The organism is Clostridium sp. DFI.1.208 (genome assembly GCF_024463855.1).
In the GTDB taxonomy this organism is placed as follows: Bacteria; Bacillota_I; Bacilli_A; order Erysipelotrichales; family Erysipelotrichaceae; genus Clostridium_AQ.
In genome coordinates, this window is record NZ_JANGCA010000032.1 from 26948 (window position 1) to 53676 (window position 26729).

The 26729-nt window shown below is 45.8% G+C and carries 26 protein-coding genes; 6 read left to right on the top strand and 20 right to left on the bottom strand.

Annotated features, from left to right (window positions below):
* Positions 1–236: 236 nt before the first annotated feature.
* Complete coding sequence (locus tag NE665_RS15565) at positions 237–1766, top strand: ATP-binding protein (RefSeq protein ID WP_178760198.1); 1530 nt, start codon at positions 237–239, stop codon at positions 1764–1766.
* A 146-nt stretch (positions 1767–1912) separates the two neighbouring features.
* Here NE665_RS15565 and NE665_RS15570 read toward each other — a convergent pair whose 3' ends face one another.
* The 19 genes from NE665_RS15570 to NE665_RS15660 all read right to left on the bottom strand — a co-directional run bounded on the left by NE665_RS15570 (position 1913) and on the right by NE665_RS15660 (position 20587).
* The gene (locus NE665_RS15570) at positions 1913–3388 is read right to left on the bottom strand and encodes a family 1 glycosylhydrolase (RefSeq protein ID WP_117442784.1); all 1476 of its coding nucleotides are present in this window, start codon (positions 3386–3388) and stop codon (positions 1913–1915) included.
* A gap of 4 nt (positions 3389–3392) precedes the next feature.
* Positions 3393–4226 carry an aldo/keto reductase gene (locus NE665_RS15575; protein WP_272482440.1) on the bottom strand — a complete coding sequence of 278 codons (834 nt, stop codon included), beginning with the start codon at positions 4224–4226 and terminating at the stop codon, positions 3393–3395.
* A complete protein-coding gene (locus NE665_RS15580) occupies positions 4227–5699 on the bottom strand; it encodes a family 1 glycosylhydrolase (protein WP_117442785.1) in 1473 nt (490 codons plus the stop codon).
* Between the two features lie 4 nt (positions 5700–5703).
* Positions 5704–7560: a glucose PTS transporter subunit IIA gene (locus NE665_RS15585; RefSeq protein WP_117442786.1), complete on the bottom strand. Its 1857-nt coding sequence runs from the start codon at positions 7558–7560 to the stop codon at positions 5704–5706.
* A 129-nt stretch (positions 7561–7689) separates the two neighbouring features.
* Positions 7690–8541, bottom strand: a complete 852-nt coding sequence (locus NE665_RS15590) for a PRD domain-containing protein (protein ID WP_117442787.1) — start codon at positions 8539–8541, stop codon at positions 7690–7692.
* 606 nt (positions 8542–9147) lie between these two features.
* Positions 9148–9831, bottom strand: coding sequence for a lysophospholipid acyltransferase family protein (locus NE665_RS15595; protein ID WP_117442788.1), 684 nt, complete (start codon positions 9829–9831; stop codon positions 9148–9150).
* A gap of 6 nt (positions 9832–9837) precedes the next feature.
* Positions 9838–10176: a holo-ACP synthase gene (gene acpS, locus NE665_RS15600; RefSeq protein WP_117442789.1), complete on the bottom strand. Its 339-nt coding sequence runs from the start codon at positions 10174–10176 to the stop codon at positions 9838–9840.
* A gap of 107 nt (positions 10177–10283) precedes the next feature.
* Complete coding sequence (gene fabZ / locus NE665_RS15605; protein ID WP_117442790.1) at positions 10284–10718, bottom strand: 3-hydroxyacyl-ACP dehydratase FabZ; 435 nt, start codon at positions 10716–10718, stop codon at positions 10284–10286.
* A gap of 2 nt (positions 10719–10720) precedes the next feature.
* Positions 10721–11959 carry a beta-ketoacyl-ACP synthase II gene (gene fabF, locus NE665_RS15610; RefSeq protein WP_117442791.1) on the bottom strand — a complete coding sequence of 413 codons (1239 nt, stop codon included), beginning with the start codon at positions 11957–11959 and terminating at the stop codon, positions 10721–10723.
* Positions 11960–12691 carry a 3-oxoacyl-[acyl-carrier-protein] reductase gene (gene fabG / locus NE665_RS15615; protein ID WP_117442792.1) on the bottom strand — a complete coding sequence of 244 codons (732 nt, stop codon included), beginning with the start codon at positions 12689–12691 and terminating at the stop codon, positions 11960–11962.
* 4 nt (positions 12692–12695) lie between these two features.
* Positions 12696–13622, bottom strand: a complete 927-nt coding sequence (gene fabD / locus NE665_RS15620) for an ACP S-malonyltransferase (protein WP_117442793.1) — start codon at positions 13620–13622, stop codon at positions 12696–12698.
* Between the two features lie 98 nt (positions 13623–13720).
* Positions 13721–14779 (bottom strand): nitronate monooxygenase family protein, encoded by a 1059-nt coding sequence (locus NE665_RS15625; protein WP_117442794.1) that lies wholly within the window; start codon positions 14777–14779, stop codon positions 13721–13723.
* Positions 14772–15722 carry a nitronate monooxygenase gene (locus tag NE665_RS15630; RefSeq protein ID WP_117442795.1) on the bottom strand — a complete coding sequence of 317 codons (951 nt, stop codon included), beginning with the start codon at positions 15720–15722 and terminating at the stop codon, positions 14772–14774. Before NE665_RS15630 ends, NE665_RS15625 begins: the two co-directional genes overlap by 8 nt.
* 10 nt (positions 15723–15732) lie before the next feature.
* Positions 15733–16707, bottom strand: coding sequence for a beta-ketoacyl-ACP synthase III (locus NE665_RS15635; RefSeq protein ID WP_117442796.1), 975 nt, complete (start codon positions 16705–16707; stop codon positions 15733–15735).
* On the bottom strand, positions 16694–17626 hold the full coding sequence (locus tag NE665_RS15640) for an acetyl-CoA carboxylase carboxyltransferase subunit alpha (RefSeq protein WP_117442797.1): 933 nt from the start codon (positions 17624–17626) through the stop codon (positions 16694–16696). The genes NE665_RS15635 and NE665_RS15640 overlap by 14 nt, the downstream gene beginning before the upstream one ends.
* Positions 17623–18495 carry an acetyl-CoA carboxylase, carboxyltransferase subunit beta gene (accD, locus tag NE665_RS15645; protein WP_117442798.1) on the bottom strand — a complete coding sequence of 291 codons (873 nt, stop codon included), beginning with the start codon at positions 18493–18495 and terminating at the stop codon, positions 17623–17625. The genes NE665_RS15640 and accD overlap by 4 nt, the downstream gene beginning before the upstream one ends.
* Positions 18479–19846: an acetyl-CoA carboxylase biotin carboxylase subunit gene (gene accC / locus NE665_RS15650; protein WP_117442799.1), complete on the bottom strand. Its 1368-nt coding sequence runs from the start codon at positions 19844–19846 to the stop codon at positions 18479–18481. The genes accD and accC overlap by 17 nt, the downstream gene beginning before the upstream one ends.
* Positions 19843–20307: an acetyl-CoA carboxylase biotin carboxyl carrier protein gene (accB, locus tag NE665_RS15655; protein WP_117442800.1), complete on the bottom strand. Its 465-nt coding sequence runs from the start codon at positions 20305–20307 to the stop codon at positions 19843–19845. Before accB ends, accC begins: the two co-directional genes overlap by 4 nt.
* A 55-nt stretch (positions 20308–20362) precedes the next feature.
* A complete protein-coding gene (locus NE665_RS15660; RefSeq protein WP_002609679.1) occupies positions 20363–20587 on the bottom strand; it encodes an acyl carrier protein in 225 nt (74 codons plus the stop codon).
* 527 nt (positions 20588–21114) lie between these two features.
* Between NE665_RS15660 and asrA the strand changes: the two genes are divergently transcribed.
* The 5 genes from asrA to hflX all read left to right on the top strand — a co-directional run bounded on the left by asrA (position 21115) and on the right by hflX (position 26131).
* Complete coding sequence (gene asrA / locus NE665_RS15665) at positions 21115–22152, top strand: anaerobic sulfite reductase subunit AsrA (protein WP_117442801.1); 1038 nt, start codon at positions 21115–21117, stop codon at positions 22150–22152.
* 1 nt (position 22153) lies between these two features.
* Positions 22154–22954 carry an anaerobic sulfite reductase subunit AsrB gene (asrB, locus tag NE665_RS15670; protein WP_117442802.1) on the top strand — a complete coding sequence of 267 codons (801 nt, stop codon included), beginning with the start codon at positions 22154–22156 and terminating at the stop codon, positions 22952–22954.
* Positions 22955–22966: 12 nt separating this feature from the next.
* Positions 22967–23971 (top strand): sulfite reductase subunit C, encoded by a 1005-nt coding sequence (asrC, locus tag NE665_RS15675; protein WP_117442803.1) that lies wholly within the window; start codon positions 22967–22969, stop codon positions 23969–23971.
* 265 nt (positions 23972–24236) lie between these two features.
* Positions 24237–24605, top strand: a complete 369-nt coding sequence (locus NE665_RS15680; RefSeq protein ID WP_117442804.1) for a hypothetical protein — start codon at positions 24237–24239, stop codon at positions 24603–24605.
* A gap of 278 nt (positions 24606–24883) precedes the next feature.
* Entirely contained in the window at positions 24884–26131 is a 1248-nt protein-coding gene (gene hflX / locus NE665_RS15685; RefSeq protein ID WP_117442805.1) for a GTPase HflX, read from the top strand.
* A gap of 385 nt (positions 26132–26516) precedes the next feature.
* Here the strand turns inward: hflX and NE665_RS15690 are convergent.
* Positions 26517–26729 (bottom strand): hypothetical protein (locus tag NE665_RS15690; protein ID WP_256302568.1); only part of this gene is annotated, 213 nt, incomplete at its 5' end.

Here is a 26729-nt window from a genome sequence, read left to right on the forward strand (position 1 = left end):
CCACCGCATTTGGAAGATATTTATCTGGACAGCGGACAGTGCATATCATCTGCAGTGAGTCAGTACTACGGCATATGAAAGCAGGATGTCTGACCAAAGCCTGTAATATTTATACCAGCGCACGCTATACGCTACGACGGCATGGCGAAGGATTACAGTTTCATTATTTGACATAATGATATTGGTCAGAAGGAATTTCATCAAAAGAAAACATATGAAAAGGAAGAAGGGATTTTATGGAATATGGATTTGATTTAAACAAATTTGATGCTTACAGAGAAGATAATCGAAGAGAAGTAAAGAAAGCCACAGGTGGGTTGCCTGTTTCTTTATGGGAAACCTATTCTGCAATGGCGAATACATACGGCGACGTAATTTTACTTGGCATAAAAGAATTACCCGATAGAAGCTGGAAGACAACCGGACTAAAGCTTTCTGATCAGGAAAAAATCCTGGATGATTTCTGGAATCAGGCGCATAATCCGCAAAAGGTGAGCATAAATTTATTCTCTGAAAAGGATGTAAGTGTATATACGATCGGAAATGATATCGTTATTGCTTTGCATGTACCAATGGCAAAGCGTGAACAAAAGCCGGTTTATATCAATAACGATATGTTTCGCGGGACCTATCAAAGAACGCATACAGGGGATTATCGTTGTACAAACGAGCAAGTGAAAGCTATGCTTCGTGATCAGGTTGAACAAACTTCAGATATGAACATTATGGGGAACATGGAGGTTTCTGATTTAGATTTGGAAACCGTTCACAGATATCGCAACAGACATCGCTTTTTCAAGCCGTCACATCCCTGGATCGATCTCAATGACGAGGATTATTTGTTTATGATTGGAGCTATTGATAAGGATAAGCATGGAGCGTTTCACCCGACAGGAGCAGGCTTACTGATGTTCGGTAATGAATATCGTATCGTACGCCAATATCATGAATATTTTCTGGATTATCGCGAAATGCTGGATCCCGCGATTCGCTGGACTGACCGCTTATACTCCTCTTCAGGCGAATGGACGGGAAACCTCTTTGATTTTTACTTCCGGGTCTATAACAAAATAATCCTGAATGTGAAGGTGCCATTTAAAATGAGTGGCGGTGAACGGGTGGATGATACTCCGGTTCATCGCGCACTGCGTGAGGTACTTGCGAACTGTTTGGTGAATTCCGATTTTTATGTCCCCAGAGGTATTGTAATTAAGCAGAAAAACGATATATTGATTATCGAAAATCCGGGTACGATTCGTGTAGGAAAATATCAAATGAAAGTAGGAGGCGAGTCCGATCCAAGAAACAAAGCGTTAATGAAGATGTTTAATCTGATTGGTATTGGTGAGCGTGCAGGCAGCGGTGTTCCGGAGCTTTTCTCTGTATGGGAACAGGAAGGATGGATGGAACCGGATATTAAAGAGACATATAATCCGGGACGCACGATTTTAACATTGCCCTTTATGAAAAAGAACGAAGAAGCAAAGCGGCGGAAAGAAAACTGCGGGAAGAAAAGTGCGGGAACAAAAGTGCGGGAAGAAAACTGCGGGAAGAAAACTGCGGGAAGAAAAACGCTTGCGCAATACGAAATGATGTTATCTATGATGCAGCCGGATGTATGGTATCGCTCCTCTGACTTTTCACAACTACTGCATGTGAAGGAAAGAAGAATTCAAACCTTATTAAAGGAGCTATGTGAAAACGGCTGTATCGAGGATAATGGTCTGATCAAAGGGAAAAGATATAAAAAGCATACGACAGAATGACTATTTTAAGCTTGCATACCCCTATACATAAAGAAAACCGCTCTACACGAGGCATGGAGGGCGGTTTTCTTCATATATTATATGTAAGTGCTGCATGCATTTGCTTGTGAAACTGAATGCTAACATCTAACATGAAGTGTTATACACTATGATAGATTTTCACCATTTGAAGATATGACCTTCTTATACCAATAGAAGGAATCCTTTTTATAACGATTATAACTACCATTACCACTAATGTCACAATCCACATAGATGAACCCATAGCGTTTTTTTATCTCGCCTGTAGAAGCACTTATTAAATCTACAAAAGACCAGGGTGTATACCCTATGATTTCCACACCATCCACATAGATAGCATCTCGCATTGCTTCAATATGCTTCTGTAAATAATAAATACGGTAATCATCATGGATTTTCTTATCCTCTGTCAGGACATCATTTGCGCCAAGTCCATTTTCTACTAAAAATAATGGCTTTTGATAACGGTCATATAAAGTGATACAAGCAATGCGAAGTCCCATTGGATCAATCGGCCATCCCCATTGCGAAGCTGTTAAATAGGGGTTTACAGGACCTAAATCTACCATATTTCCTTTCCCACTGTTTTCTATTATTTCAGAGGTTTTTGTTCCTGAAGTATAGTAGCTGAAAGAAACATAATCAACAGTACCTTTTTTCAAAACCTTCAAATCCTCTTCCAGCATATCGACATGAAGCTGTTTCCTTTCAAATTCTTTAAGCTTATAGGGCGGATAATATCCCCGCACCTGAACATCACTGTAAAAAAAACAATTGTTCAAAAACTGCAAATTCAAATAATTGTCATTAGGAGAGCAAGTATATGGATAAGATTGTGGATAACCAATCATACAGCCAAATTTGAAATTTGGATTGATCTTTCTGCCCTGTAAAATGCACTGTGCAGCTGCAACAAACTGATAGTGAGAAGCATTTGCAATCATTTGTTCGTCGCTATCTACAATACCTGCTGCAATAAATGGCAGTAATGTAATATGATTGATTTCATTAAATGTCAGCCAATATGTTACATAGGACTGATAACGTTCAAAAATAGTCTGTGTGAATTTCAAAAAGCAGGCTATCATCCTTCTATCTGCCCAAGAATTCCACTTTTTCGTTAATTGTAGAGGAACCTCATAATGATTAATGGTTACCAATGGTTCTATATCGGCTTCCTTCAATAACTGAAAGATTCGCTCATAAAACTGAAGACCTTGTTCATTCGGATATTCATCATCTCCGTTTGGATAAATACGTGTCCATGCAATAGACATCCGATATGTTTTAATCCCCAATTCCTTCATTGCAGCGATATCTTCTTCATATCGGTGAAAAAAATCTGTAGCAAAATGATTTGGATATTGCTCATCATCAAAACAAGCAAACTCTGCATCCCTGGAAATCGTTCCGGATTTCCACACCTCACATCGCTGCTTTTTTCCATTTTTCCCCTTATAGGTGATGTATCGGGGAAGCTCTTTACTTCCCTGTGTAACCACATCTATATTGGAAAGACCTTTTCCGTGCTCCTGCATCCCGCCCTCATATTGATTTGCGGCACTAGCTGCTCCCCATAAAAAATTATCCGGAAATTTCATAACATTACCTCTCAACCATATCCGGATGATTACCTGACCATCCTTTGATTGGCATTTTTATAAGTTTTTGCATATCCTTCTGCGTTAGACTGAAATCATATACATCAAGATTTTCTTTCATTTTATCTGGTCGGATTGTTTTAGGAAGAGGCACGATATTTTGCTGTAGTGCGAAGCGTATGCATATCTGAGCTGCTGATTTGTTGTATTTTTCTGCAAGTTCTAAAACCAATTCATCCTGCAGTACGCTTCCACACCCCAAAGGACTCCATGCCTCCACAACAATATTATGCTTATGACAATAGGCTATAACCTCCTGCTGCGAATAACCTGGATGGAATTCTATTTGATTTACCATGGGAGGCACCTCTGTTTTAAGCAGCATATCTAAATGATGAGGAAGAAAATTAGAAACACCAATAGCACGTACCTTTCCTGCTTTGTAAAGATCTATCAAAGCCTGATATGTTTCCAGATTTATACGGTTATAATCAGCAGACTGCTTTGCATTACATGGCCAGTGAATAAGGTAAAGATCAAGATAGTCAAGTCCAAGATTATGCAGAGATTGTTGAAAGGCGTCCATTGTCTTATCATAACCTCTGTTTGTATTCCAAACCTTACTGGTCACAAATAGTTCTTCACGCGGCATATTACTGGCCCTGATCCCTATTCCTAACGCAGCTTCATTGCCGTAAATTGAAGCAGTATCTATATGCCGATACCCTGATTGCAGAGCCTGTGATACACAGGTCTTCGCCTCTTTATCCTCTGTCTGCCATGTGCCATAACCGATTTCAGGCATGCACACTCCATTATATAATACTCTATTCTCCACTTATAAAGCCTCCCCGTTTGTTTTTATGACATCCTGATAAAAATAGAAGGAGTCTTTTTTATATCGCTTCAAGGTACCATTGCCTTCATCATCCATATCGACATAAATAAAGCCATAGCGTTTTTTCATTTCACCAGTTCCTGCGGATACAAGGTCAATACATCCCCACATTGTATATCCCATTAAGGGAATTCCATCTACAGTAATTGCATCGCGCATTGAACGTAGATTCTTCTTCAGATATTCAATCCTGTAATCGTCATGAATTCTATGATCCTGCGTAAGCTCATCCATCCATCCAATACCGTTTTCTACAATCCATAAGGGCTTTTTATATCTGTCATACAGCTCATTTAATGCAATTCTAAGCGCACAGGTATCTGTCGGCCAGCCCCATGCATTCTTTTCTAAATAAGGATTATCCACACCTCTCAAACCTGGTTTAACATCAGAATGAGTACTTACTGCATAGCTGCCATAGCAGGAGAAGGCTAAAAAATCAGCACTGTAAAACCTGATTAGATCATAATCCTCTTGACAATCGTCTAAGACGATTCCTTTATGCTTGTATTCCTGAAGTTTATATGCCGGATATTCCCCTCCAGTCTGAACATCTGCAAACCAAAGCATATCATGCATTTCCTGCATCCTTTTTAGTTGATCCTTTGGATCGCAGCAATATGCATAAGGTGGGCGGTACGCCAGCATTTGTCCAACCCTAATATCCGGGTTAATTTCATGTGCCTTTTTCACACATAAAGCACTTGCAACAAACTGATTATGTGCACCCTGCGCTCTTCGCTGCTCATTCTCATGTAGAATGCCACCAGCCTGAAAGCCACAATGTCCCATGAGATTTATTTCATTAAAGGTTAGATAATAACGGACCAAATCCTGATAGCGTTTCATTACAGTTTCCGCATACCGTACAAAGAAATCAATTACCTTACGATTTTCAAAACCATTGTATTTTAAGGCCAGATGTAACGGTGTTTCATAATGAGATAATGTAACCAAAGGCTCTATACCATATTTTTTACATTCCTTAAAAACATTCTCATAAAACTGCAGACCTTCTTCATTCGGCTGCTCATCATCGCCATTTGGATAAATTCTTGTCCAATTTATGGACAGTCGAAAGGTCTGAACTCCCATTTCTGCCAGTAATGCAATATCTTCTTCATAATGATGATAAAAATCGATTGCCTGATGGCTTGGATAATAGTAACCATCCACCACAGCCGGAATTGCACCCTCTGGCAATTCAGAAACACCTTCCAGCATAATCATATCAATTTCACCGGATTCTTTTGTTTCAGGCTGCTGCCATGTCATTTTTCTAGGAACGCCGTGTGCACCACTGGTGATTACATCCGCTATACTGATTCCTTTTCCCCCTTCATTCCACCCTCCTTCAAACTGATTTGCGGCCGTTGCTCCACCCCATAAAAAATCCTTTGGAAATTTTGCCATTCTATCACCCTCGACTCCCATTCATTACGACAAAAAGATTCTCATACATATGAATGTTTGTTGATTTTTCCGTCATAACATCATCAAAGGCATCCGTGTTTGATATGACAATAGGAGTTTCCAGAGAGTAGCCTTCCTCTTTGATTTTAGCAATATCAAACTCAATCAAGAGATCTCCTTTTTTTACAGTATCCCCCTGCTTTACATGTGGTGTAAAATACTTACCCTCCAGCTTTACTGTTTCCAATCCGATATGTATCAGCATTTCTACTCCGTCTACACTTGTTAGTCCAATCGCATGATGCGTATTGAATAAAGCACTGACAGTACCGTCAAACGGTGCTATCACCCTTCCCCTTGATGGAATCACCGCAATACCTTTTCCTAAAGCTCCAGAAGCAAAGGCGGGATCATCAACATCATGAAGTGTTATGATTTCCCCTTCCATAGGGGATTCTACAAGGATATCTTTATCCTTTGTATGCTTTTTCACATTTTCTAATTGTTGCAATGACGTAGAAGATTTTTCCTGATCCTTAAACAGAAACCATGTAATGATGAATGCAGAAACAAAGGATACGATATAATTCGCCATAATGGCAATCGTAGAACCAGATGGATCCGCCGGATTGATATATCCGACTACCTGAAATACACCACCAGAGCCTACACTGTAGGCCATTGCGCCAAACAAACCGGCAACAGCACCGCCAAGACCGCTGGACACAAGTGTTCCTATGAAAACTTTGAGATTCGGCACAGCAACACCGTATAGAGCTGGCTCGGTCACACCAAACATTGCAGACACGAAAGCAGGAAGTGACACATTCTTCATTTTCATATTCTTTGTTTTTATAAACACAGCAAGGGCTGTTGCGGCCATTGCAAAGCATACACCGGAACGCATAGCACCAAAATAATCTGGAATACCTCCGATTACATTCGCGATCGATGGTAAAGAAATTACACCCTGAATACCTAAAACAACAGAAACATTCCATAAGCCGGCTATCAAGAATCCTGCTAAGACTTTATTGATGGCAATCAAACCATTAAGAGCATCCCCTACCAGAGTACCAAATGCATTTACTACAGGGCCAATTAAACAGAAGCCCAAAGGGATAACAATAATAAAGGTCAGAAAAGGCACACCAAAGCCTCTTAGGATATCCGGTACCTTTCTGTTCAGAAATTTTGCAATCGGACTAGCCAATAATACAATTAGAATAACAGGCAGTACAGTAGAAGTATAGGTGGCAGTAATTTCAAAACCGAAAATATCCAACGGTATGCCTGATATATTTGGGTTGCATAATGCTGCACCAATTCCAATACCGATAAATGGATCAATTTTTACCTGCTTGGCCGTGGTATAACCGTAGAATACTGGTAATAAATAAAGCACAGCATTACCCATGCCATTCAACAGGATATAGATTCCGTCCTCTGGTGTCAGAATACCAACATATTTCAACAGAATATTGATTCCATTGATGATAGCACAGGCACACATAACATAGGTAGCAGGAAAAATGATTCCGGAAATGAATCGCATAAAGCGCGTCAAAGTCTTTTCATCACTTTTTGTTTCAGCAGCTTCAGCAGAAGCACAGACTCCTGTCTGTTCACAAAGCTCGTCATAAACCTTATCTACATGAGACCCGATAACAATCATATACTGTCCCTGCGCTTTCACAAGCTGTAGTATACCGTCAATCTGTTTTATCTTTTCATCATTTGCTTTCTGTTCATCCTTTAATACAAAACGTAAACGCGTCATGCAGTGGGTGACTTCTGCGATATTCGTCTTGCCACCAATACCATCAAGAATTTCTTTAACTAAATTTGAATACTTTGCCATTTTTAGGTCCCTCCTTATATCAAATTTAAGATAATCGAAGGTTAAGCCAACTTAATGTTACCATCCCATTTGCTGCATCGTTTCGATAAATAGCATTCACCTCCCTTTATATCTGTACAGTGCCTATTCTTACACTGAAACATTCTTTTCCATAACACGCTTTAAATGTATCATCAGATACAGCTTTTCCTCATCCGTAAGGATATAAGCATGTTTGTCCTTGATAAAACCAGCAATTTTATTTACACAAGAGCTTTCATTCGGATGCTTTAGCACCATTGCTTCATAAAGCTCATTATCTTTATCATCCTGGTACACCGTATCGGTTACCAGACGTTGCGCAAAAAATTTCAAATGCGTAATAAAGCGATAGTAGTATACTGAATCTGTATTGAAATCCACTCGATAAGTATATTTTACGATATTCAATATCTCCTGCATAATCCTTGTAATTTTATAAATTTCCTGATTGCCGATACCATCATGCAAAGAGGCATTGGCAAAATGCAGGGCTATAAAGCCTGCTTCATCCTCTGGAAGCGTTACTCCTAATTTTTCTTCTATTAAACGCAGGGAATATAAGCCAATTGCAAATTCGTCTGCATAAAATTGTTTGATATCCCATAGCAATGCATTCTTTATGATGACTCCATCCAAATACCGATGGATTGCCATATGGATATGATCACTTAAAGAAACATAAATGGAATCGTCTATTTTCTTTCCGAGGCTCATTTTCCCTTTGGTGATGATCTCATCTGCTATATTGATTTCTTCGATTGGGATATCTAAAAGAAGCTGCTGAAATTTTATATTCATATCTTCACTTTGTAAAGAGAACACCTGATTGATCAAGGTAGTATCAATGTTATCGCCAGGTCGTTTTTTATAGGCGATTCCTTTACCACATACAATTTGTTCCTTCTTATTTTCTCCCAATATAACAACGGCGTTATTCGTAAGAATTCTTAAAATCTGCATAACAGCTCCTCCTTTACATAAATAAAACCCGTTCAAATAACAAAACACTTAAAAAAGTATCCTTTATTTAAACGGGTTAAGCTAGCCTAAACTATTACCATCCCTATTACGTTTGCATTATAGCATTGAGAGCGTGCATTTGCAAGCGTTTTCTTCATTTTACCCTATGCTCTTATAGTTATTCTTATATAATACACCAGCGCAGTTATGTGACAGCTTGAATTTGCCAACAGGTAAAATCAAAGTTGAAATAAACTTAATATTTATAACACCTACATCCGAACTCCTTCATCAGCCATGTTTTTTCCACTTATCGAGCACCCTTTCGTCCCATAGGCTTTCGTTCTTCACTAGCCTTTCATTTCATTAAGTCTTCGATTGCATTACGTTTCAAGGTGGTCACCGTCCTTTACTTGATAAATCTAACTTAGCACATTATTCCTAATAGATCCGCTTATATTTTTCTAAAAATCAGGATTATCTCTGCCAATGGATGTTGATGCATAACTAAACAATGTCCATCCCGAATTATTTTATGCAGTGAACATGTCACCCCCATGGGATAGTAGAAAAATAACGGCCGCACACAGCAGTCGTTATCTTTCTTTATGCTTCATCCAGTACACGCTGCATGGTTTCCTGCAGCAGTGCAATTACACCGTCTGTCTTTAACGGCTTATAGTCATCATAATACAGCGGCTTCAGGATATGAATATGAAATGTTCCCTTGTGCTTCATCACATTCCTGTAATCATAGGAATTTTGCAGTACGATGGGAACAATGCAAGCCTTTGCCATAAACGCCGGCTGAATGGAGCCAGCCTGCATGGGATGCATGACACCGCCCTTGCTTCTTGTGCCCTCCGGGAAAATCAACAGATTATCCTTTGCCTTGAGCCGTCGTGCGGCCTCCCGCAGCATGTGAATTGCACTGCCGCGGTCCTCGCGGTCAAAGAGAATGACCTCCAGGGTTTTGGACCAGCTCCCCACATAGGGAACCTTTTCATTTTCCTTTTTGGATATGAAGGTGAACGGCTGATCAATGACCGCCATCTGCAGCAGCATATCGAATTCGCTCTGGTGGTTGCATACAAACAAAATCGGCTGCTCCTTTGGCAGCTGTTCCTGAAATTGTACATCCAGTATCACCCGATAATGCGACAGCAGCTTTTCCGACCATTTTTTCATACATGCATACCGCAACGCAAACGGTTTATTTCGTACAAGGAAAGCATCGATCCAGCTTCTTGGAATGAGCCAGAGAAGATACAGACTTCGCAATATATACATAAGCACCTACTCCTTCATCGCCGCCGCGTAGGCAATGGCATATTCTTTTTCATGAGAGATCGACACCTCTACCTGAAGACCTGCAAGATAGCAAGTGGGAGCTCCTGTTGCATCCGTTAGGATTTCAACAGCGGAAAGGACATAGGATTTTTCCTTATGCACCGCTTTGATAACTGCCTCCTTGGCCGCAAAGCGACCTGCCAGCCATTCCGCACGACGCATGTATGGAATCCTGTCAAACAGCACTCGTTCCCGCTCACTCAGCACACGCAGAAACGATTCCTTTTCCATAGCACTCTTTATTCTTGCGATTTCCACAATATCACAGCCTACTCCAAGCAGCATAGCTCTCCCTCTTTTCCTTATCTTATATACGGGCAGAAAGCTATATGTTTTTGCCCGTTGTGCGCAGCAGTTGTTGAGCTGGAAATGCCTGCTGCGCACAGGGTTCTTTATTTCTTCGGGTCTTCCACCGCAAACATCATTTCCGCGGTTAATGCAATTTCACCATCCACACTGGCGAGTGCATTCACGAAGGCGATTCCCATGCGTTCTCTAATGACCTCTGCTTCCAGCTTCAGCACATCCCCCGGAATTACCTGACGCTTGAAACGCGCCTTGTTGATACCGGCAAACAATCCGATTTTCCCCTTATTTTCTTCCTTGCTCAGCAGCATGACCGCAACGGTCTGTGCCAGTGCCTCCAGCTGCAGGACACCCGGCATGATCGCTTTCTGCGGAAAATGACCGAGAAACTGCATCTCATTGGCACTGATGCACTTGATTCCCACAACCTTGTTTCCTTCGATGCTCTCGATGCGGTCCACCAGTAGAAACGGATAGCGGTGCGGTATGATTTCCTGAATTTCATCACTGTTGTAGAGCATGGTTACCTCTCCCATCTGCGAATGATAATGCTCGCATTATGTCCGCCGAAGCCCAGAGAATTGGACATCGCGGTACGAATATCCGCATGCTTTCCCTCATTGACCACAAGATTCAGATCACAGGCAGGATCCGCATGCTGATAATTGATTGTAGCAGGCACAAAGCTGTTTTTCACAGCCAGTGTCGAAATGATAGCTTCCAGTGCTCCGCTGGCACCAAGCAGGTGACCGGACATGGATTTTGTACTGGACACATACGGCTTCCTTGCATCAGCACCGAATGCTTTCTTCACTGCCAGCGTTTCACTTGCATCATTAAGCGGCGTACTTGTTCCATGCGCATTGATGTAATCAATATCCGCAGTTGTGAGTTTTCCATCCTCGATTGCCATGGTCATAGCGCGAGCCGCCTGTGCTCCATCCGCAAGCGGTGCCGTAATATGATTGGCATCACAGGTGCTTCCATATCCGATGACCTCCCCATAGATTTCCGCATGTCTGGCAAGGGCATGCTCCAGCTCCTCCAGAATCAAAACGCCGGCACCCTCTCCCATGACGAAGCCCTTGCGCTCAGCATCAAAGGGAATAGAGGCACGATTGGGGTCTTCCCCCTCATGCAATGCCCGCATACTTGCAAACCCTGCCATTGCCACCGGTGTTACTGCCGCTTCACTGCCGCCGGCCGCCATCACATCCTCATAGCCGTCACGAATGCGGTGAAAGGCTTCTCCGATCGCATTGGTTGCCGCAGCACATGCAGTCACAACACTGGATACATTGCCATGGGCCTCCATATCGATTGCAGCGCTTCCCGCCGCCAGATTAATCAGAGACATCGGGATAAAATACGGAGAAATTCTGCTTGGCCCGCGGCTTTCAATCGTCTGGGACGCACCCTCGATTGTCGCGATACCACCGATTCCCGAGCCGATGATCACACCAAAGCGATCCCGGTTGAAGCTTGCATCCTGCAAACCGCTGTTTTCATAGGCCTGCTTTGCGGCAATTCGTGTAAATTGTGTAAAGCGGTCATTGAATTTCAAATCCCGCTTTGTGAAATACTGCTCCATATCCAGATTTTTGACCTCACCTGCCAGCTTGGCACGAAAATCGGACGCATCAAAATGGGTGATCTCACCGATTCCGCAGCGGGCGTGCTGAACACTGTCCCACACCTGCTCCACATCATTTCCAATCGGAGATACAACGCCCATGCCTGTTATGACAACTCTTCTTTTCATTTACATCACCATCCCGCCGTCTACGGCAATAACTTGCCCTGTGATATAGGCACTCTCCTCACTGCACAGAAATCTCACCACATTGGCAACATCCTGAACACTGCCGAATTTTTTCATCGGTATGGATGCCAGAGCACCCTCCTTCACATTGTCTGCCAGCTTGTCCGTCATCGCTGTGGCAATAAAGCCCGGCGCAACGGCATTTACACGCACACCTCTTGTCGCAAGCTCCTTTGCACAGCTTTTCGTCAATGCGATCACACCGCCCTTGCTGGCGGCATAATTGGCCTGCCCCATGTTTCCGCATAATCCGACTACACTTGCCATATTGACAATCGCTCCGGATTTCTGTTTCATCATGATCCTTGCGACATGACGGATACAGTTGTAGGTTCCCTTCAGATTGACGCGGATGACATCATCAAAATCCGCATCACTCATACGCAGCAGCAGATTATCCTTTGTGATACCGGCATTGTTTACCACGACATCCAGATGCCCGTATTCCTTTACGATTTCCTCCAGCATGGTCTTTACCTGATCCCCATCGGAGATATCACACGCAATCATTTTATGACGTCCGTTTGGATCACACTGTGCCAGAACCGCACGGGCTCCCTCCTCACTGTGCGCATAATTGATGATCACATTGTATTCCTTAGACAGCGTAATCGCAATGGCTTCCCCGATTCCCCGCGATGCCCCGCTGATAAATGCAGTTTTTCTTTCCATAGCCCTATCCTTTCATATAGTCCAGCGTTTCCGCAAGACTTGCTGTATCTTCCACGTGTAGAATCTTGACATCCATGCCCTTTGCACATTTCTTTACAAAGCCGCTGACTGCCTTGCCGGGACCTACCTCGATAAAGGTATCGACACCGTCTGCCAGCATGTTCTTTATGGTATCCTCCAGCATCACGCTGTGTGAGATCTGTTCACTTAACAGTGTGATGAGCGGACGATCCGCAACAGCCGCAGAAAGATTATGCAATACCGGAATACGCGGTGTTTTCAGCTCATAGCCGGAAAGCACCTGATACAGCTGTTTTCCAGCCTCCTGTAATAATGAGGAATGAAAGGCGCCGGATACCTGTAAGGGAATCACTCTTCGTGCTCCTGCCTCCAGACATTTTTCACCACAGGCCTCAACCGCTGCTTTTTCCCCTGTGATTACGATCTGTCCCGGACAGTTGTAATTGGCGATTTGACATACACCGATATCCTGCACTGCCTTACATGCGTTTAAAATTGCTTCCTTATCAAGCATCAGTATGGCTGCCATCGCACTTGTTCCTGCCGGAAGTGCATTCGCCATCAGCTTTCCACGCTCCCGCAAAATTTCAGCGCCTGCCTGTACAGAAAAGCAGTCCGCATAGCACAGGGCACTGTATTCTCCAAGGCTCAAGCCGGCAGTCACATCTGCGTGAACGCCGTTTTCTTTTAATACAGCCGCAGCTGCCATCGAGTGGGCAAAAATTGCCACCTGTGTATATTGTGTATCGTCCAGCTGCTCCTTCGGTCCTTCAAAGCTGAGCGTTTTCACATCGAAATCTGTAGCTATGCTGTCAAAGACCGCCCTTGCGCTGTCGTAGTTTTCATATAAATCCTTTCCCATGCCGGGATACTGTGCTCCCTGACCGGAAAACAGAAATGCTGTTTTCATGCCTGACTCCATTTCCCCGCGCCCTGTGCGCAGATACAACGTTTGTATAACTATATAATCCTGTCATCCATACGGTGAATGCGTTTCCTCACCGTTTTTCATGCATCCCACAGCTCTGCCATGAGATCATGCACACTCACGATTTCCGTGATACGCCATGCATTGGCTCCTGCAAATACCAGACCGTTTTCCACATCGCCTGCCACCGAATGCACCAATGCATCACTGATACAATAGGGTGTGGATGCAGGAACACACGGCTTCATACAGCCAATGCAGCGCGTTGGGGCGATTCTGCCTTCCTTTGCACGACGCATAAACGAAGTCATGACCGCACGTCCCGGAAGTCCTGCCGGACTCGATACCAGTGTGATATCCTCTTTTCCTGCAGTTATGATTTTCTGCTTGAATGCCACATCCGCATCACATTCTGTCGTTGCGATAAAGCGCGTTGCCATCTGAACCCCGCTCGCACCGATCTGCAGCAAGGCTTCAATATCCTCACGCGTGTATACTCCACCTGCTGCAAATACCGGAATGCTTCTCTGATATAGTTCCTCATATGCCTTTGTTTCCTGAAGAACCTCACTTACCAGCTCGGAAAGCTCCTTCACGTTACCTGCCTGCAGTTCTTCCTTCTTAAAGCCCAGATGCCCGCCTGCCAGACTTCCCTCCACGACGATGAAGTCCGGGCAGCGATGATAATGGCGATCCCAGCTTTTCAGAATCAGACGTGCTGCACGGCCGCTGGATACGATTGGTGCCAGTGCCACCTGCTCGCTTCCTTCTACGGCAGGCAGATTCATCGGCATACCTGCTCCGGAAAGGATAGCATCCACTCCGGCAGCAATAGCGGCTTTCACATATTCCTCATAATGATGCGATGCGACCATCACGTTGACCCCAAGCAGTCCTCTGCCCTCACTGTGTGCTCTGGCTTTGGCCGCTTCCTCTTTCAATGCTTCGATGTTGCAGGCAAGGGGGTCCTTCCAGAAGCCTTCCTTTCGATACCCGGGATGCGCTGCGGAAATTACGCCCATGCCGCCTTCCTTCATGACGGCACCGGCCAGATTGCCAAGGGATACACCGACTCCCATGCCCCCCTGAATGATTGGCTTTTCCAGGTGATGAGAACCAATGGGAATGCGCTTATTCATAGCACAGTTCCTTTACTGCCTGCTGCAGTTTTTCCACCTCTTCTTCACTTTCGTGAATCAGGGAATCCAGAATATCCTGTAGCGGGCGGATTTCCTTACACATACCGGCAACCTGCCCCATCATGACAGAGCCATGACGCATATCCCCTTCCAGAACGGCTCTGCGCAGACCGCCCAGCGTCAGCTTTTCCATTTCTTCCTTATCGGCACCGCTTTGTTCCAGCTTCAGATATTGCAATGCCATCTGATTTTTCAGAATACGAACCGGGGTTCCGGTACTTCTTCCGGTGACTACAGAATCCATATCCTTCGCCTTCATGACGGCCTTTTTATAATTTTCATGGATTGGGCATTCCTCGGCCAGCAGCAGACAGGTACCGACCTGTACACCGAGCGCACCAAGGCACAGCGCTGCATTCAGCTGTCGCCCGCTTGCGATTCCTCCGGCTGCCAGAACCGGAATGGATAAAGCATCCACAACCTGCGGTACCAGCGACATCGTTGTCGTTTCCCCCACATGACCTCCGGATTCTCCACCCTCGGCAATCACGGCATCCACGCCGGACTTTTCCAGACGGCGTGCCAGCGCCACGCTTGCCACAACCGGAATCACCTTACAGCCGCTTTCCTTTAATGCCGGAATATACGGTCCGGGATTTCCCGCCCCGGTGGTAACGACTGCGACATGCTCCTCGCAGATTACCTGCATGATCGCCTGCGTATGCGGATTCATCAGCATAACATTGACACCGAACGGCTGGTCCGTAAGCTGCTTACAGGTACGGATTGCTTCCCGTGTCTGGTGCTCGTCCATGGCGCCTGTTGCGATAATACCAAGTGCGCCGCAGTTGGATACGGCTGCCGCAAATTCCGGGGTTGCAATATTCGCCATCGCTCCCTGAAAAATCGGATATTTGATTCCTAACAATTCATTTATTAACATACAGCTCTCCTTACAGTTCGATATAGCAGCCGGCCCAGGTAAAACCTGCGCCAAATCCGCTCAGAACGATCTTCATACCCGGCTTCAGCAAGCCCTTTTCACTCATTTCTCCCAGAGCGAGCGGAATGCTTGCGGCCGAGGTGTTTCCATATTCCTCAATATTGATATACACATGCTCTTTGTCGATGTGCATGCGTTTGCATACGTTGTTGATGATTCGCACATTCGCCTGATGCGGTACGATCCAGTCGATATCCGCAATGCTTACCGCAGCCTGTGCCAGTACATCCTCAATGGCCTCCTGCATGGCTTTCACCGCAAAGCGAAAGGTTGCGTTTCCTTCCATGCAGACCACGGAGGGCTGATAGGACTGCGCAGAGAACAAGGGTCTAGGCTTGGGTGCATCACTGTGAATCACACCGGCAGCATCTCCCATACTTCCTGCAAAATGCAGCATGCGCAGCTGTGTATCCTCCTGCCGGACAATCGCAGCACCGGCTCCATCCGCAAAGATGATACAGGTGGAGCGGTCCTTCCAGTCCAGCTGCTTGGAAATGACCTCAGCACCGATGATGAGGGCGCATTTCACCTGTCCCGCCGCAAGCATGGCATGGGCGCTCTGCAAGGCATACAGAAAGCCGCTGCATGCCGCATTCAAATCAAACGCCATCATATGCTGATCATTCAGTCCAAGCTTTTCCTGAATCAGACATGCCGTTGAAGGGGTTGTCTGATCCGGTGTGAAGGTCGCTGTGATGATCAGATCGATTTCTCTGGGATCGATTCCTGCCTTTTCGATTGCCATACGGGCCGCGCGTGCCCCCAGATCACTCGTATTTTCCTCTTCTGAAATATATCTGGCACGGATTCCCGTTCTGCTGGAAATCCATTCATCATTTGTATCGACAAAGGTGCTCAGCTCCTCATTGGTAACACGGCGTTTCGCCAGCGCATAGCCAAAGCCCTTGATTCTACAGCTCTTCATAATTTGCTCCCATTGCTCTATATTTCTCATACCGCTGCGTCAGCAGTACCTTTTCTTTTTTTCTGCACAGCTCATCCAGAACACTTTCCAGCTGTTCACGCAGATGCTCCACTACATAGTCAAAGCAAATATGCGCACCGCCTTTTGGTTCTTTGATAATCGTATCAATGATGCCCTTGCGTTTTAAATCTGCTGCAGTAAGCTCCATGACACCGGCTGCCTCCGCTGCTCTGGATTCATCCTTCCACAGGATGCTCGCAAAGCCCTCCGGAGAAAGGATGGAATAAATGGCATGCTCCAGCATCATGATGTGATCTGCAACGGAAAAGGCCAGCGCACCGCCGCTGCCGCCCTCGCTCAGCACGATGGCCAGTACCGGGGTGCGGATTTCTGAAAATACTGCCAGACACTGCGCGATGGCTTCCGCCTGTCCGCGCTCCTCGGCACCCCTTCCCGGATATGCACCTGCGGTATCAACCAGCGTTATGATCGGACGGTGAAACTTCTCCGCCTGCTTTGCCAGACGAATTGCCTTGCGATAGCCCTCCGGATGCAGCATTCCAAAGCTTCGCTTCATGTTTTCCTCCAGCGTCTTCCCCTTGCTTTGGGCAAGAACGGTGACACTTCTTCCCTGAAAGGTCGCTATGCCGCCCTGACAGGCCGCATCATCCCCATAACAGCGATCGCCATGCAGCTCCATGAAATCCGGAAACAAGGCCCGGATATAATCCGCAGCCTTTGGACGCTTGGGATGACGTGCCAGATAGACCGTGTCCCATGCATCCAGCTGTTTCATTGCTTCCTCACGCAAATGATCGATCTTCCCCCGCAGCTCATCAGCGTTAGGGTCCATGGCATCCAGCTTTGCCAGCTGGGCTTCCAGCGCCGCAATGCTGTTTTCGGCTTCCTTTATGCTCATGATGCTCTCCTTTCGTGCAGCTTCAGGATACGCAGCAAGGTATCCCGGCTGTCCTTTCGCTCCACAATGGCATCCACAAACCCTTTTTCCAGCAGAAACTCCGCCTTCTGAAAGTTGGCCGGTAGCTCTTCCTTTACCGTGGAGGCTATGACACGCTTTCCGGCAAAGCCAATCAGGCAGTCCGGTTCACTCAGAATGATATCCCCCAGCATGGCAAAGCTTGCACTTACACCACCGGTTGTCGGATGCGTCAGATAGGATATATACAGCAGGCCTGCTTCACTGTGCTTGGCCAGCGCCGCACTTGTTTTCGCCATCTGTACAAGAGAGAGAATTCCCTCCTGCATACGCGCACCTCCGCTTGTTGTAAAAATCAATAGCGGCAGCTTCTTCCTGGTCGCATATTCGATACAGCGGGTGATTTTCTCTCCGACGATCTGCCCCATGCTGCCCATAAAGAAATTGCTGTCCATCACGGCAATCGCACATTTATAGCCGCCGATGCTCGCTGCACCGCACACAACCGCTTCATACAACCCGGTCTTTTTCTGCAGACGGGAAAGCTTTTCCTCATATCCCGGGAAGCTTTGCTGCTCCTTCTTCAGGACAAGACGGCGATCCAGCTCAACAAAGCTGTTTTCATCCACCAGCTGCCGCAGCCGCTCATGGGCTGTCAGCTTCAGATGATGTGCACAATGAGGACATACATACAGATTGTGCATAAGATCCTCAAAGAGGATGCTCTGCTTGCACTGCGGACAGCTTTTATATAGATTATCCGGAGCCTCCAGCGGTTCTCTTACTGGCAGAGTTCGGCGTTTCTTAAACAGGTCCAGACGATTTTTTCGTACCTTAAATAATTGTTCCATCCTCTTTCAGCTCCTTTATAAATGATTCCATAAAGCCGGTATCGTAGCGGCCGCCGACAAATGTCGGATGATGCAGCAGCAGATACTGGAATTCAATATTGGTTTCCACGCCCTCGATCAAGAGCTCCTCCAGTGCGGAGCGCATCCGCTTGATGCATTCCAGACGGGTATCCGCATAGGTGATGATCTTGGCAATCATGGAATCATAATATGGCGGTATGGTGTAATCGTTGTATACCGCACTTTCAATGCGCACACGGCGTCCCTGCGGAAAGTTGATAAAGCTCACCTGCCCTGGACTCGGCGCAAAATTATATTTGATGTTCTCCGCATTGATACGGCATTCGATGGCATGCCCACGGCAGACGATATCCTCCTGCTTATAGGCAAGTTTGTGACCGTCCGCAATGCGAATCTGCTGTTTGATCAGATCAATCCCGCATATTTCCTCGGAAATGGTGTGCTCGACCTGTATCCGTGTATTCATTTCCATGAAGTAATATTCTCCACGGGCATCCAGCAGAAATTCGATGGTTCCCACACTGTCATAGCCGACGCTTTGGGCGGCTCGCACGGCATCCTGAAGCAGGCGCTCACGGATATCCTCCTTCAGAATATGGCAGGGTGCCTCCTCCAGCAGCTTCTGGTTGCGGCGCTGCGCGGAGCAGTCACGCTCATACAGATGCACGACATTCCCGTGCTTGTCTGCCATCAGCTGCACCTCGACATGCTTCGGCTCCACAATGAATTTCTCCATATAAACGGCATCATCCCCGAAATTTGCACGGGCCTCCGCTTTGGCCGTATCAAAGGCATCTGCCAGCTCCTCTGCACAATCCGCACGACGCATACCGCGTCCGCCGCCGCCGTTGCTGGCCTTGATCAGTACCGGATAGCCGATGCTCTCTGCCATGACTGCGGCATCCTCTACGGTTTCCAATAGATCCTTGCTTCCGGGAATAACGGGAACTGCGGCCTCCATCATGCACTGACGGGCATTGTTCTTATCCCCCATCTGCTCAATCACATCCGGATTGGGTCCGACAAAAATCAGACCGCACTGCATAACCAGACGGGCAAACTTCGCATTTTCACTCAGAAAGCCGAAGCCCGGATGAATGGCATCACAGGCAGTCATGCAGGCGGCACTCAGAATATTCTTCATATTCAGATAACTGTCATTGGCTCTAGGACCGCCGATGCATACGGCATAGTCCGCAAGCTGAACATGCAGTGCCTCTTTATCGGCTGTGGAATACACCGCAACCGTTTCGATGTTCATTTCCTTACAGGTACGGATGATTCTAACCGCGATTTCTCCACGGTTCGCAATGAGAAGTCGGCGGATCATGCGGCCTCACCGATGCGGATCAGCTCCTGATCAAATTCCACCATCGCTTCATTGGTAATCAAAATCTCCTGTACGATGCCATCCACCGGAGAAGGAATTTCATTCATGACCTTCATGGCTTCAATGATACACAGGACATCCCCTTTTTTCACATGCTGGCCGATTTCCACAAACGGTGTTCCCCCTTGGGAGCGGGCATTGTAATAGGTACCGACAAGCGGAGCCTTTACCCAGGTTCCCGCTGCCTTTTTCACCTCCGGTACAGGAAGCGGGGATGGCTGCGGTCCTGCCGCCACAGAAGTCTTTGCCTCTGCCACAGCCGTTTCCATGGACGTGCCCCTGCTGTCTGCGGCTGCCCCCTTCTCCATTTTTATTTTCATGTCATCCACTTCCAGCTCCATTTTGTGAAGTCCGCTTTCCTCGAAAACGCGGATGATGTCTTGGATCTTATCTGTATTCATGTACTTACCTCCTACGGATTTTAAAAAAGCCAAGGTATCTTGGCTTTTCTCTTGTTTACGCTTTGCTTTCCAGCAGGCTTACGATATCTGCTACGGTAACCAGCTTTGCTAATTCCTCATCCTCAATGCGTACATCAAATTCTGTCTCCAGCTCCAGAGAAAGCTCCACGGCTGCCAGGGAATCAATGCCCAGGTCATCCTTCAGGTTTGCTTCCATTTTAATCATATCTTCGTCGACGTTGATGGCCTCCATCAATACTTCTTTTACTTTTTCAAACATACTTGTTCCTCCTGTTCAAATTCACTTTGACTGCTACCAGAATAACACTACTGGTAAAGAATGTCAACTATTTTAGTTTTAAATACTAGATTTAAAAGTAAATAATAACCCTAGTATTGATTACTAGGACGATATAGTTCGGTAGTTTTGACGATTGGAATTCCAAATTTTCAAAATGCTTTGAAATTCAAATGGAATTATATTACGTTGCATCTCAAAAGTAAATAGTTTGAAGTTCAAATATGAATTTTCACATATTTTCCCATAATTTAGAAACCGGTATCAATGGCTCTGTCGTTTCATAACGGCCGCATACCTAAACACGTGCGAAGAAACAGCAACGCCTTGCTGATCTGCCCGGCATTACCTGTATTTATAGGAATATTAGGATTGCTTATACATTTGTGAACATATTCACTTTGCAAAGGAAAGGGATTACAATATCTTTAGTGCCGGTATGCATGACACGCCCTGTGTATGCATATGGTGGTTGTAAACATAGAGGAAGTACGTGAGGAGGACGACATATGTCATTTCAACTAACACTCGAGGAAGTGAATCAGGTTTTTGACACACTTCGGCAAAGCTATCGGATCTATGCTCCGAAGCGCCTGAAGAATGCGGGACGCTACTGCAATACCGATCTCATCCGCTATCAGGAAATCCGCAGTATGGAGGAAGTCGAATGGGAACAGCGCAGTGACTATTCCCCGAAGGAGGTATTCTATCCGATCAACCAGACGCTCTTTCATTTCACAGAGCATTATTTTCTTGAAAGTCAGGCGGATGAAAAGGACCTGCTGATATTTGCACGAAGCTGCGATATCCACGGGATCAGACGGCTGGATAAGATTTTTCTGGAAAACGGACCGCAGCCGGATCCCTATTATAAACGGATGCGGAACAAGGTGCATTTCATCCTAATGGAATGTCCGGAAAACGGCTGGGAATCCTGTGCCTGCTGTTCCATGGGAACAAATGTCACAGACGACTATGCCCTTGCCATGCGTCCGCTAAAGGAGGAAGGACGCGTATTGGTGGAGTGCCGCAGTGAACAGTTCGCACATCTGTTTTCTGCATTTGAACATGCAGAATTCCAGCCGCAATTCGTCAAAGAAAACAAAACGGTCGTTCAGGTACCGGATATCAGTGAGGATCTGGTGGATACCATACGATCACTGGATATGTGGAAGGACTATCAGAGCCGCTGTATCGGCTGTGGTGCCTGCAATTCTGTTTGTATCACCTGTTCCTGCTTCAACACGGTGGATACGCCCTATACGGAAAACGGAAAGAGCGGTGAGCGCCGTCGGACATGGACGGGCTGTATGAACGATGATTTCACAACGGTAAACGGCGGGCATGCCTTCCGTGATGATTATAAGGACCGCATGCGGTTTAAAACCATGCACAAGGTATATGATTTCAAGAAACGCTTCGCTACGGATTATCAGATGTGTGTTGGCTGCGGCCGCTGCGATGATATCTGTCCGTCCTATATATCCTTTACAAACATCATCAATCGTCTTCATGACGAGATAGAGCACATGAAGGAGGAAAAATGATATGAACAATCCATGGCTGCCGCAGAAGCACCGCATCCTGAATATCATAGAGGAAACCGATCTGGAATCCACCTTTATCGTTGAATTCAAAGATCCGCAGATACGGCATGGACAATTTTTTCAGCTCTCTCTGCCCAAAATCGGAGAAGCACCGATTTCCGTATCCAGCTTTACCGATTCCACGGTGGAATTTACAATTCGCAGAGTAGGCAATCTGACCAATGTTCTGTTTGACCTTCACGCAGGGGATGATATCTATATCCGCGGTCCCTATGGCAACGGCTTTCCATTAGAGGACTTCAAGGGAAAGCACATCGTCGTCATCGCCGGAGGTACCGGAGTGTCTCCGGTGCGCAGTACCCTGAATCATTATCTGCACAATCCGCAGGACTGCAGGGATGTTTATGCTATTGCAGGCTTTCGGGATGCCCAGCACGTTCTATTTGAAAACGACCTGCGTCAATGGCGGCAGGCTGCGCATTTCCATACAACGCTGACACTGGATCACGGAGAACGCGAAGGCTTTCAGGAGGGCTTTGCGATGAATTACGTAAAGGATATTCCGTTTCAGGATTTCGAGGAGGAATATGCCGTTATCATTGTCGGTCCTCCGATCATGATGAAATTCACAGCCGAGGAATGTATGAAAAACGGCGTAGGTGAAGACCATATTTATGTTTCCTTTGAGCGTAAGATGTCCTGTGCCCTGGGAAAATGCGGGCACTGTAAAATCAATGAAACCTATGTTTGTCTGGAAGGACCTGTCTTTCCGTATACCAAAGCCAAAGGGCTTGTGGATTAGGAGGTAAACGATATGTCACAGGATATGAATATCAACGCCCTTCGTACCAACTGCTTCCGTCAGTCCAAGGTCAAGGGTGAATACATGCTGCAGATGCGTGTTCCCGGCGGTCTGATACAGGCGAAGTATCTAAGCTTTGTAGAGCATCTGGCAGAAGCATATGGAGATGGCACCTTCCATTTTGGTTCCCGGCAGTGCTTCGCCATTCCAGGTATTAAATATGATAAGATCGAGGCGGTTAATCAGGAGCTGAAGGACTATCTGAAGGATGTCGAAATCGACCAGTGCGGTGTGGAAATGGAAACGGATGCCGGCTTCCCGACCATCGGTGCCCGCAATGTCATGGCCTGTATTGGCGGTATTCACTGTATCAAGGCGAATATCAACACACAGGATATGGCAAAAAAGATCGAAAAGGAGGTATTTCCGAGCCATTATCATATCAAGGCTGCGGTTGCAGGCTGTCCGAATGACTGCGCCAAGGGACACTTCAATGATTTCGGAATCATCGGTCTGACAAAGCCGACGTATCACAGTGATCTGTGTATCGGCTGCGGCTCCTGCGTCAAGGCCTGTGAATCTCATGCGACCAGAGTGCTCAGTCTGAAAAACGGCAAGATTGAAAAGGACACCTGCTGCTGTGTCGGCTGCGGAGAATGTACGCTGGTATGTCCGACCAACGCCATGCAGCGAAGCCCGAAGCCGTTCTATCGAATTCTGATTGGCGGTCGTACCGGAAAGCAGTACCCGCGTATGGGAAAAACCTTTGCGGATTTTCTGAGTGAGGATGCCGTTCTGGCAATCCTGCGCAACTGGCAGGATTTCTCTGCTGAGGTATTAAAGGGACAGCCGCGCTATCTGCATGGCGGTCATCTAATCGATATGGCAGGCTATGAAAAGTTCAAGGAGCTGATGCTGAAGGATGTCAAGCTGAATCCGGAGGCAAGGATTGCAGAAAATCTCTATTTCGCAGAAACAGAATATCGGGGAAGAATACACGTCAAGCCTGTGGAATAACCCTTGCTCTATGAAAAGCCTCCCGCTCCTGAAGCATTTTGGGTTTTCCATCAACGTGAGGTTGCATGAAAAAATCGCTCAAAATTATTATGGGATCCAAAACAGGAGTAGTATAGCTTTCTCTTTCCATAGCAATATGCATCCGGGTATCACATCCCGGATTTCTTATTCCTTCACACACTTCTTATTATTCTTATATTTCATATACATCTTATAAAATATGTGATATACTATTCATAGAAAAGATAGGAAGGAGGAGCTTTTTATGAAACGATCTGATTTTTTCACAAAGGAGCACGACATTCTGCACATCACATCCAACGCTCATACGTATCCCCTATCTGCGTTGAATAAAACAGAGCTGCTGCTCAGACCTCTCAGTCACAACAATCTTAACACGGTGATCAATGGGACACTGTTCAGCGGGAACGGCTATGAGCCCTTAAACATCTATCTCCGTTTGCAGTTTCAGGATGGGATAAATGAGGATTTGCTGTTGACGCCGCAGCCTGTAATACGTCATAATCTGGATTATTATGAGATGGTGCGACGCGGACGCAGACTGCAGGAGATTTTGAATTACTGGCTTAAGGAAATCGAAGCAACAGCAAAAACAGCTGCACAGCCACGCTAGCATTCTTCTTTTCTTTCCCAGCCTACGAAAGCACAAATAAGCAAAATGAAAGAGCGGATGTCATGCATCCGTTTTTTTCAGCCATATTCCGGTTTCTGACCATACCCAGATGTATGAAATACACAGCGCTATCGTACTCTCATCCTCTTTTCTGCATGGGCATACAGCCCGCTACTGACACAAATCCATCCCGCTTTACAAGAATACTGCACAAATCCGATTTCTTTTCATAAACTGCAGGAAAACATGCTACAATAAGATATTAGAGGAGTGATGTTATGCAGCAGGTTATCATCGTTCTGGCAGATACCACAGAACAGGCAGAAAAAAACGAGGAATTTATCGAGCTGGTACAGGCAGCCGATATGGAAATAAAAGAAACCTTTACACAGAATCTGAAAAGTATCACGCTGAAAACCTATATTGGTATCGGCAAATGTGAGGAAATCCGAACCTACCTGCAGGAGCAGGAAATCGAACGCGTTGTGTTCAATCACGACCTGAGTCCTTTGCAAATCCGCAATCTGGAGGAAATCCTACAGACACCGGTCATGGACCGTACGGAGCTGATTCTTGCTATTTTTGAAAGCCGGGCAGTCACACGTACCGCAAGGCTGCAAATTGAATGCGCACAGCTGAAAAAGCTTCTCCCGCGACTGATCGGTGCCAATACCCAGCTGGGAAGACAAAGCGGCAGCGGAAAAAACAAGGGTGCCGGAGAAAAGCAGCTGGAGCTGGATCGAAGAAGAATCAATGCACGGATTCAGGAGCTGCAAAGAGAGCTGAAAAAAATTGAAGCACAGCGGTTTAACCAGCGACGGGCAAGACAGAAATCCATGCTGCCGCTCGTATCGCTGGTCGGCTATACAAACGCCGGAAAAAGTACCATCATGAATATGCTGCTGGAGCACAGCAGTCCCAATGAGGAGGAGAAGAGGGTGCTGGAGAAGGATATGCTGTTTGCCACACTGGACACCAGCATCCGTCACATCGATCTGCCGGATGGAAAATCCTTTCTGTTATCCGACACTGTCGGCTTTGTTTCCGACCTTCCCCATGATTTAGTTGAGGCCTTCCATTCCACACTGGAGGAGGTGCAGTATGCATCCCTTCTGATTCAGGTCGTAGATGTATCCAGTGAGGAATACGCGAGACAGATGGAGATCACACAGGAAACACTGCAACAGATCAAGGCTGCCGACATTCCGATGATTACCGTATATAATAAGTGTGATCAAAGCGAATATCAGTATCCGATGGTACATGCACATGATATGTATATGAGTGCCAAAGAAACAGCCGGACTACATGAATTACTGGACTTGATTCACAGACACCTGTATCCGGACGAAAAGCATGTGGAAATGCACATCCCCTACCAGCAGACCGGCATCTATTCCCTGCTGATGAAGCACGCACATGTCATCAGCCGTAAGGATGAGGAAGACGGCATTCACCTGGATGTCGTTTTATCGGATACGCTGTATCGAAAATATCATACGTATGTAGTACGTCTGAAGGAATAAGGTCATATAAAGCATACCGCCTCCCATACCGTGATGTACCGTAGAAAAATGAAGGAAAAGCCTTTCGGAAAAGATGGAGCGTTCGCCATGTGCTTTCCTGCAGTATGGTATCAAACCGCCATATACAACACAAAAACGGATAGCCGGTAATAACCGATTATCCGTTCTTGAGTATCTAGAATAACTCGGGAAACTGGAGTTCTCCACAAAAACTTGTGGCACTCCAGTTTTTATCTATATAGTTTGTGGGGTTTGCTGTATTTTGTGTATAATATCTTCATCAGAAAGGTAAAAGAAAAGATAGAAATCTCTCCGTCCAAAGTTTGATTTCTATCCGTTCTTCTAGAACACTATGATAATAACCAATTTCCCTTCCAATTTCAAGTTAAATCAAATAATTTATGATAAAATCATTGCTTCTATTGATTTTGATTCTATTGTCTGTAATTCCTGTTCTCATCATGACTGGGCCTTTCATGCCACCTACCTTCGCTCTGTTGATTTCCTTGTCCGTAATGTGAAAATCAAGATTGTCAGAATTATCTGTCTGAACTGCGGTAAAACTCACGCCATCCTCGTCAATGATATGATCCCTTTC

What these genes read in the sequence shown, in the direction of transcription:
- NE665_RS15565 (WP_178760198.1), top strand. Translation starts at nt 237, where the DNA reads ATGGAATATGGATTTGATTTAAACAAATTTGATGCTTACAGAGAAGAT.
- NE665_RS15570 (WP_117442784.1), bottom strand. Translation starts at nt 3,388, where the DNA reads ATGAAATTTCCGGATAATTTTTTATGGGGAGCAGCTAGTGCCGCAAAT.
- NE665_RS15580 (WP_117442785.1), bottom strand. Translation starts at nt 5,699, where the DNA reads ATGGCAAAATTTCCAAAGGATTTTTTATGGGGTGGAGCAACGGCCGCA.
- NE665_RS15585 (WP_117442786.1), bottom strand. Translation starts at nt 7,560, where the DNA reads ATGGCAAAGTATTCAAATTTAGTTAAAGAAATTCTTGATGGTATTGGT.
- NE665_RS15590 (WP_117442787.1), bottom strand. Translation starts at nt 8,541, where the DNA reads ATGCAGATTTTAAGAATTCTTACGAATAACGCCGTTGTTATATTGGGA.
- NE665_RS15595 (WP_117442788.1), bottom strand. Translation starts at nt 9,831, where the DNA reads ATGTATATATTGCGAAGTCTGTATCTTCTCTGGCTCATTCCAAGAAGC.
- acpS (WP_117442789.1), bottom strand. Translation starts at nt 10,176, where the DNA reads ATGCTGCTTGGAGTAGGCTGTGATATTGTGGAAATCGCAAGAATAAAG.
- fabZ (WP_117442790.1), bottom strand. Translation starts at nt 10,718, where the DNA reads ATGCTCTACAACAGTGATGAAATTCAGGAAATCATACCGCACCGCTAT.
- fabF (WP_117442791.1), bottom strand. Translation starts at nt 11,959, where the DNA reads ATGAAAAGAAGAGTTGTCATAACAGGCATGGGCGTTGTATCTCCGATT.
- fabG (WP_117442792.1), bottom strand. Translation starts at nt 12,691, where the DNA reads ATGGAAAGAAAAACTGCATTTATCAGCGGGGCATCGCGGGGAATCGGG.
- fabD (WP_117442793.1), bottom strand. Translation starts at nt 13,622, where the DNA reads ATGAAAACAGCATTTCTGTTTTCCGGTCAGGGAGCACAGTATCCCGGC.
- NE665_RS15625 (WP_117442794.1), bottom strand. Translation starts at nt 14,779, where the DNA reads ATGAATAAGCGCATTCCCATTGGTTCTCATCACCTGGAAAAGCCAATC.
- NE665_RS15630 (WP_117442795.1), bottom strand. Translation starts at nt 15,722, where the DNA reads ATGTTAATAAATGAATTGTTAGGAATCAAATATCCGATTTTTCAGGGA.
- NE665_RS15635 (WP_117442796.1), bottom strand. Translation starts at nt 16,707, where the DNA reads ATGAAGAGCTGTAGAATCAAGGGCTTTGGCTATGCGCTGGCGAAACGC.
- NE665_RS15640 (WP_117442797.1), bottom strand. Translation starts at nt 17,626, where the DNA reads ATGAGCATAAAGGAAGCCGAAAACAGCATTGCGGCGCTGGAAGCCCAG.
- accD (WP_117442798.1), bottom strand. Translation starts at nt 18,495, where the DNA reads ATGGAACAATTATTTAAGGTACGAAAAAATCGTCTGGACCTGTTTAAG.
- accC (WP_117442799.1), bottom strand. Translation starts at nt 19,846, where the DNA reads ATGATCCGCCGACTTCTCATTGCGAACCGTGGAGAAATCGCGGTTAGA.
- accB (WP_117442800.1), bottom strand. Translation starts at nt 20,307, where the DNA reads ATGAATACAGATAAGATCCAAGACATCATCCGCGTTTTCGAGGAAAGC.
- NE665_RS15660 (WP_002609679.1), bottom strand. Translation starts at nt 20,587, where the DNA reads ATGTTTGAAAAAGTAAAAGAAGTATTGATGGAGGCCATCAACGTCGAC.
- asrA (WP_117442801.1), top strand. Translation starts at nt 21,115, where the DNA reads ATGTCATTTCAACTAACACTCGAGGAAGTGAATCAGGTTTTTGACACA.
- asrB (WP_117442802.1), top strand. Translation starts at nt 22,154, where the DNA reads ATGAACAATCCATGGCTGCCGCAGAAGCACCGCATCCTGAATATCATA.
- asrC (WP_117442803.1), top strand. Translation starts at nt 22,967, where the DNA reads ATGTCACAGGATATGAATATCAACGCCCTTCGTACCAACTGCTTCCGT.
- NE665_RS15680 (WP_117442804.1), top strand. Translation starts at nt 24,237, where the DNA reads ATGAAACGATCTGATTTTTTCACAAAGGAGCACGACATTCTGCACATC.
- hflX (WP_117442805.1), top strand. Translation starts at nt 24,884, where the DNA reads ATGCAGCAGGTTATCATCGTTCTGGCAGATACCACAGAACAGGCAGAA.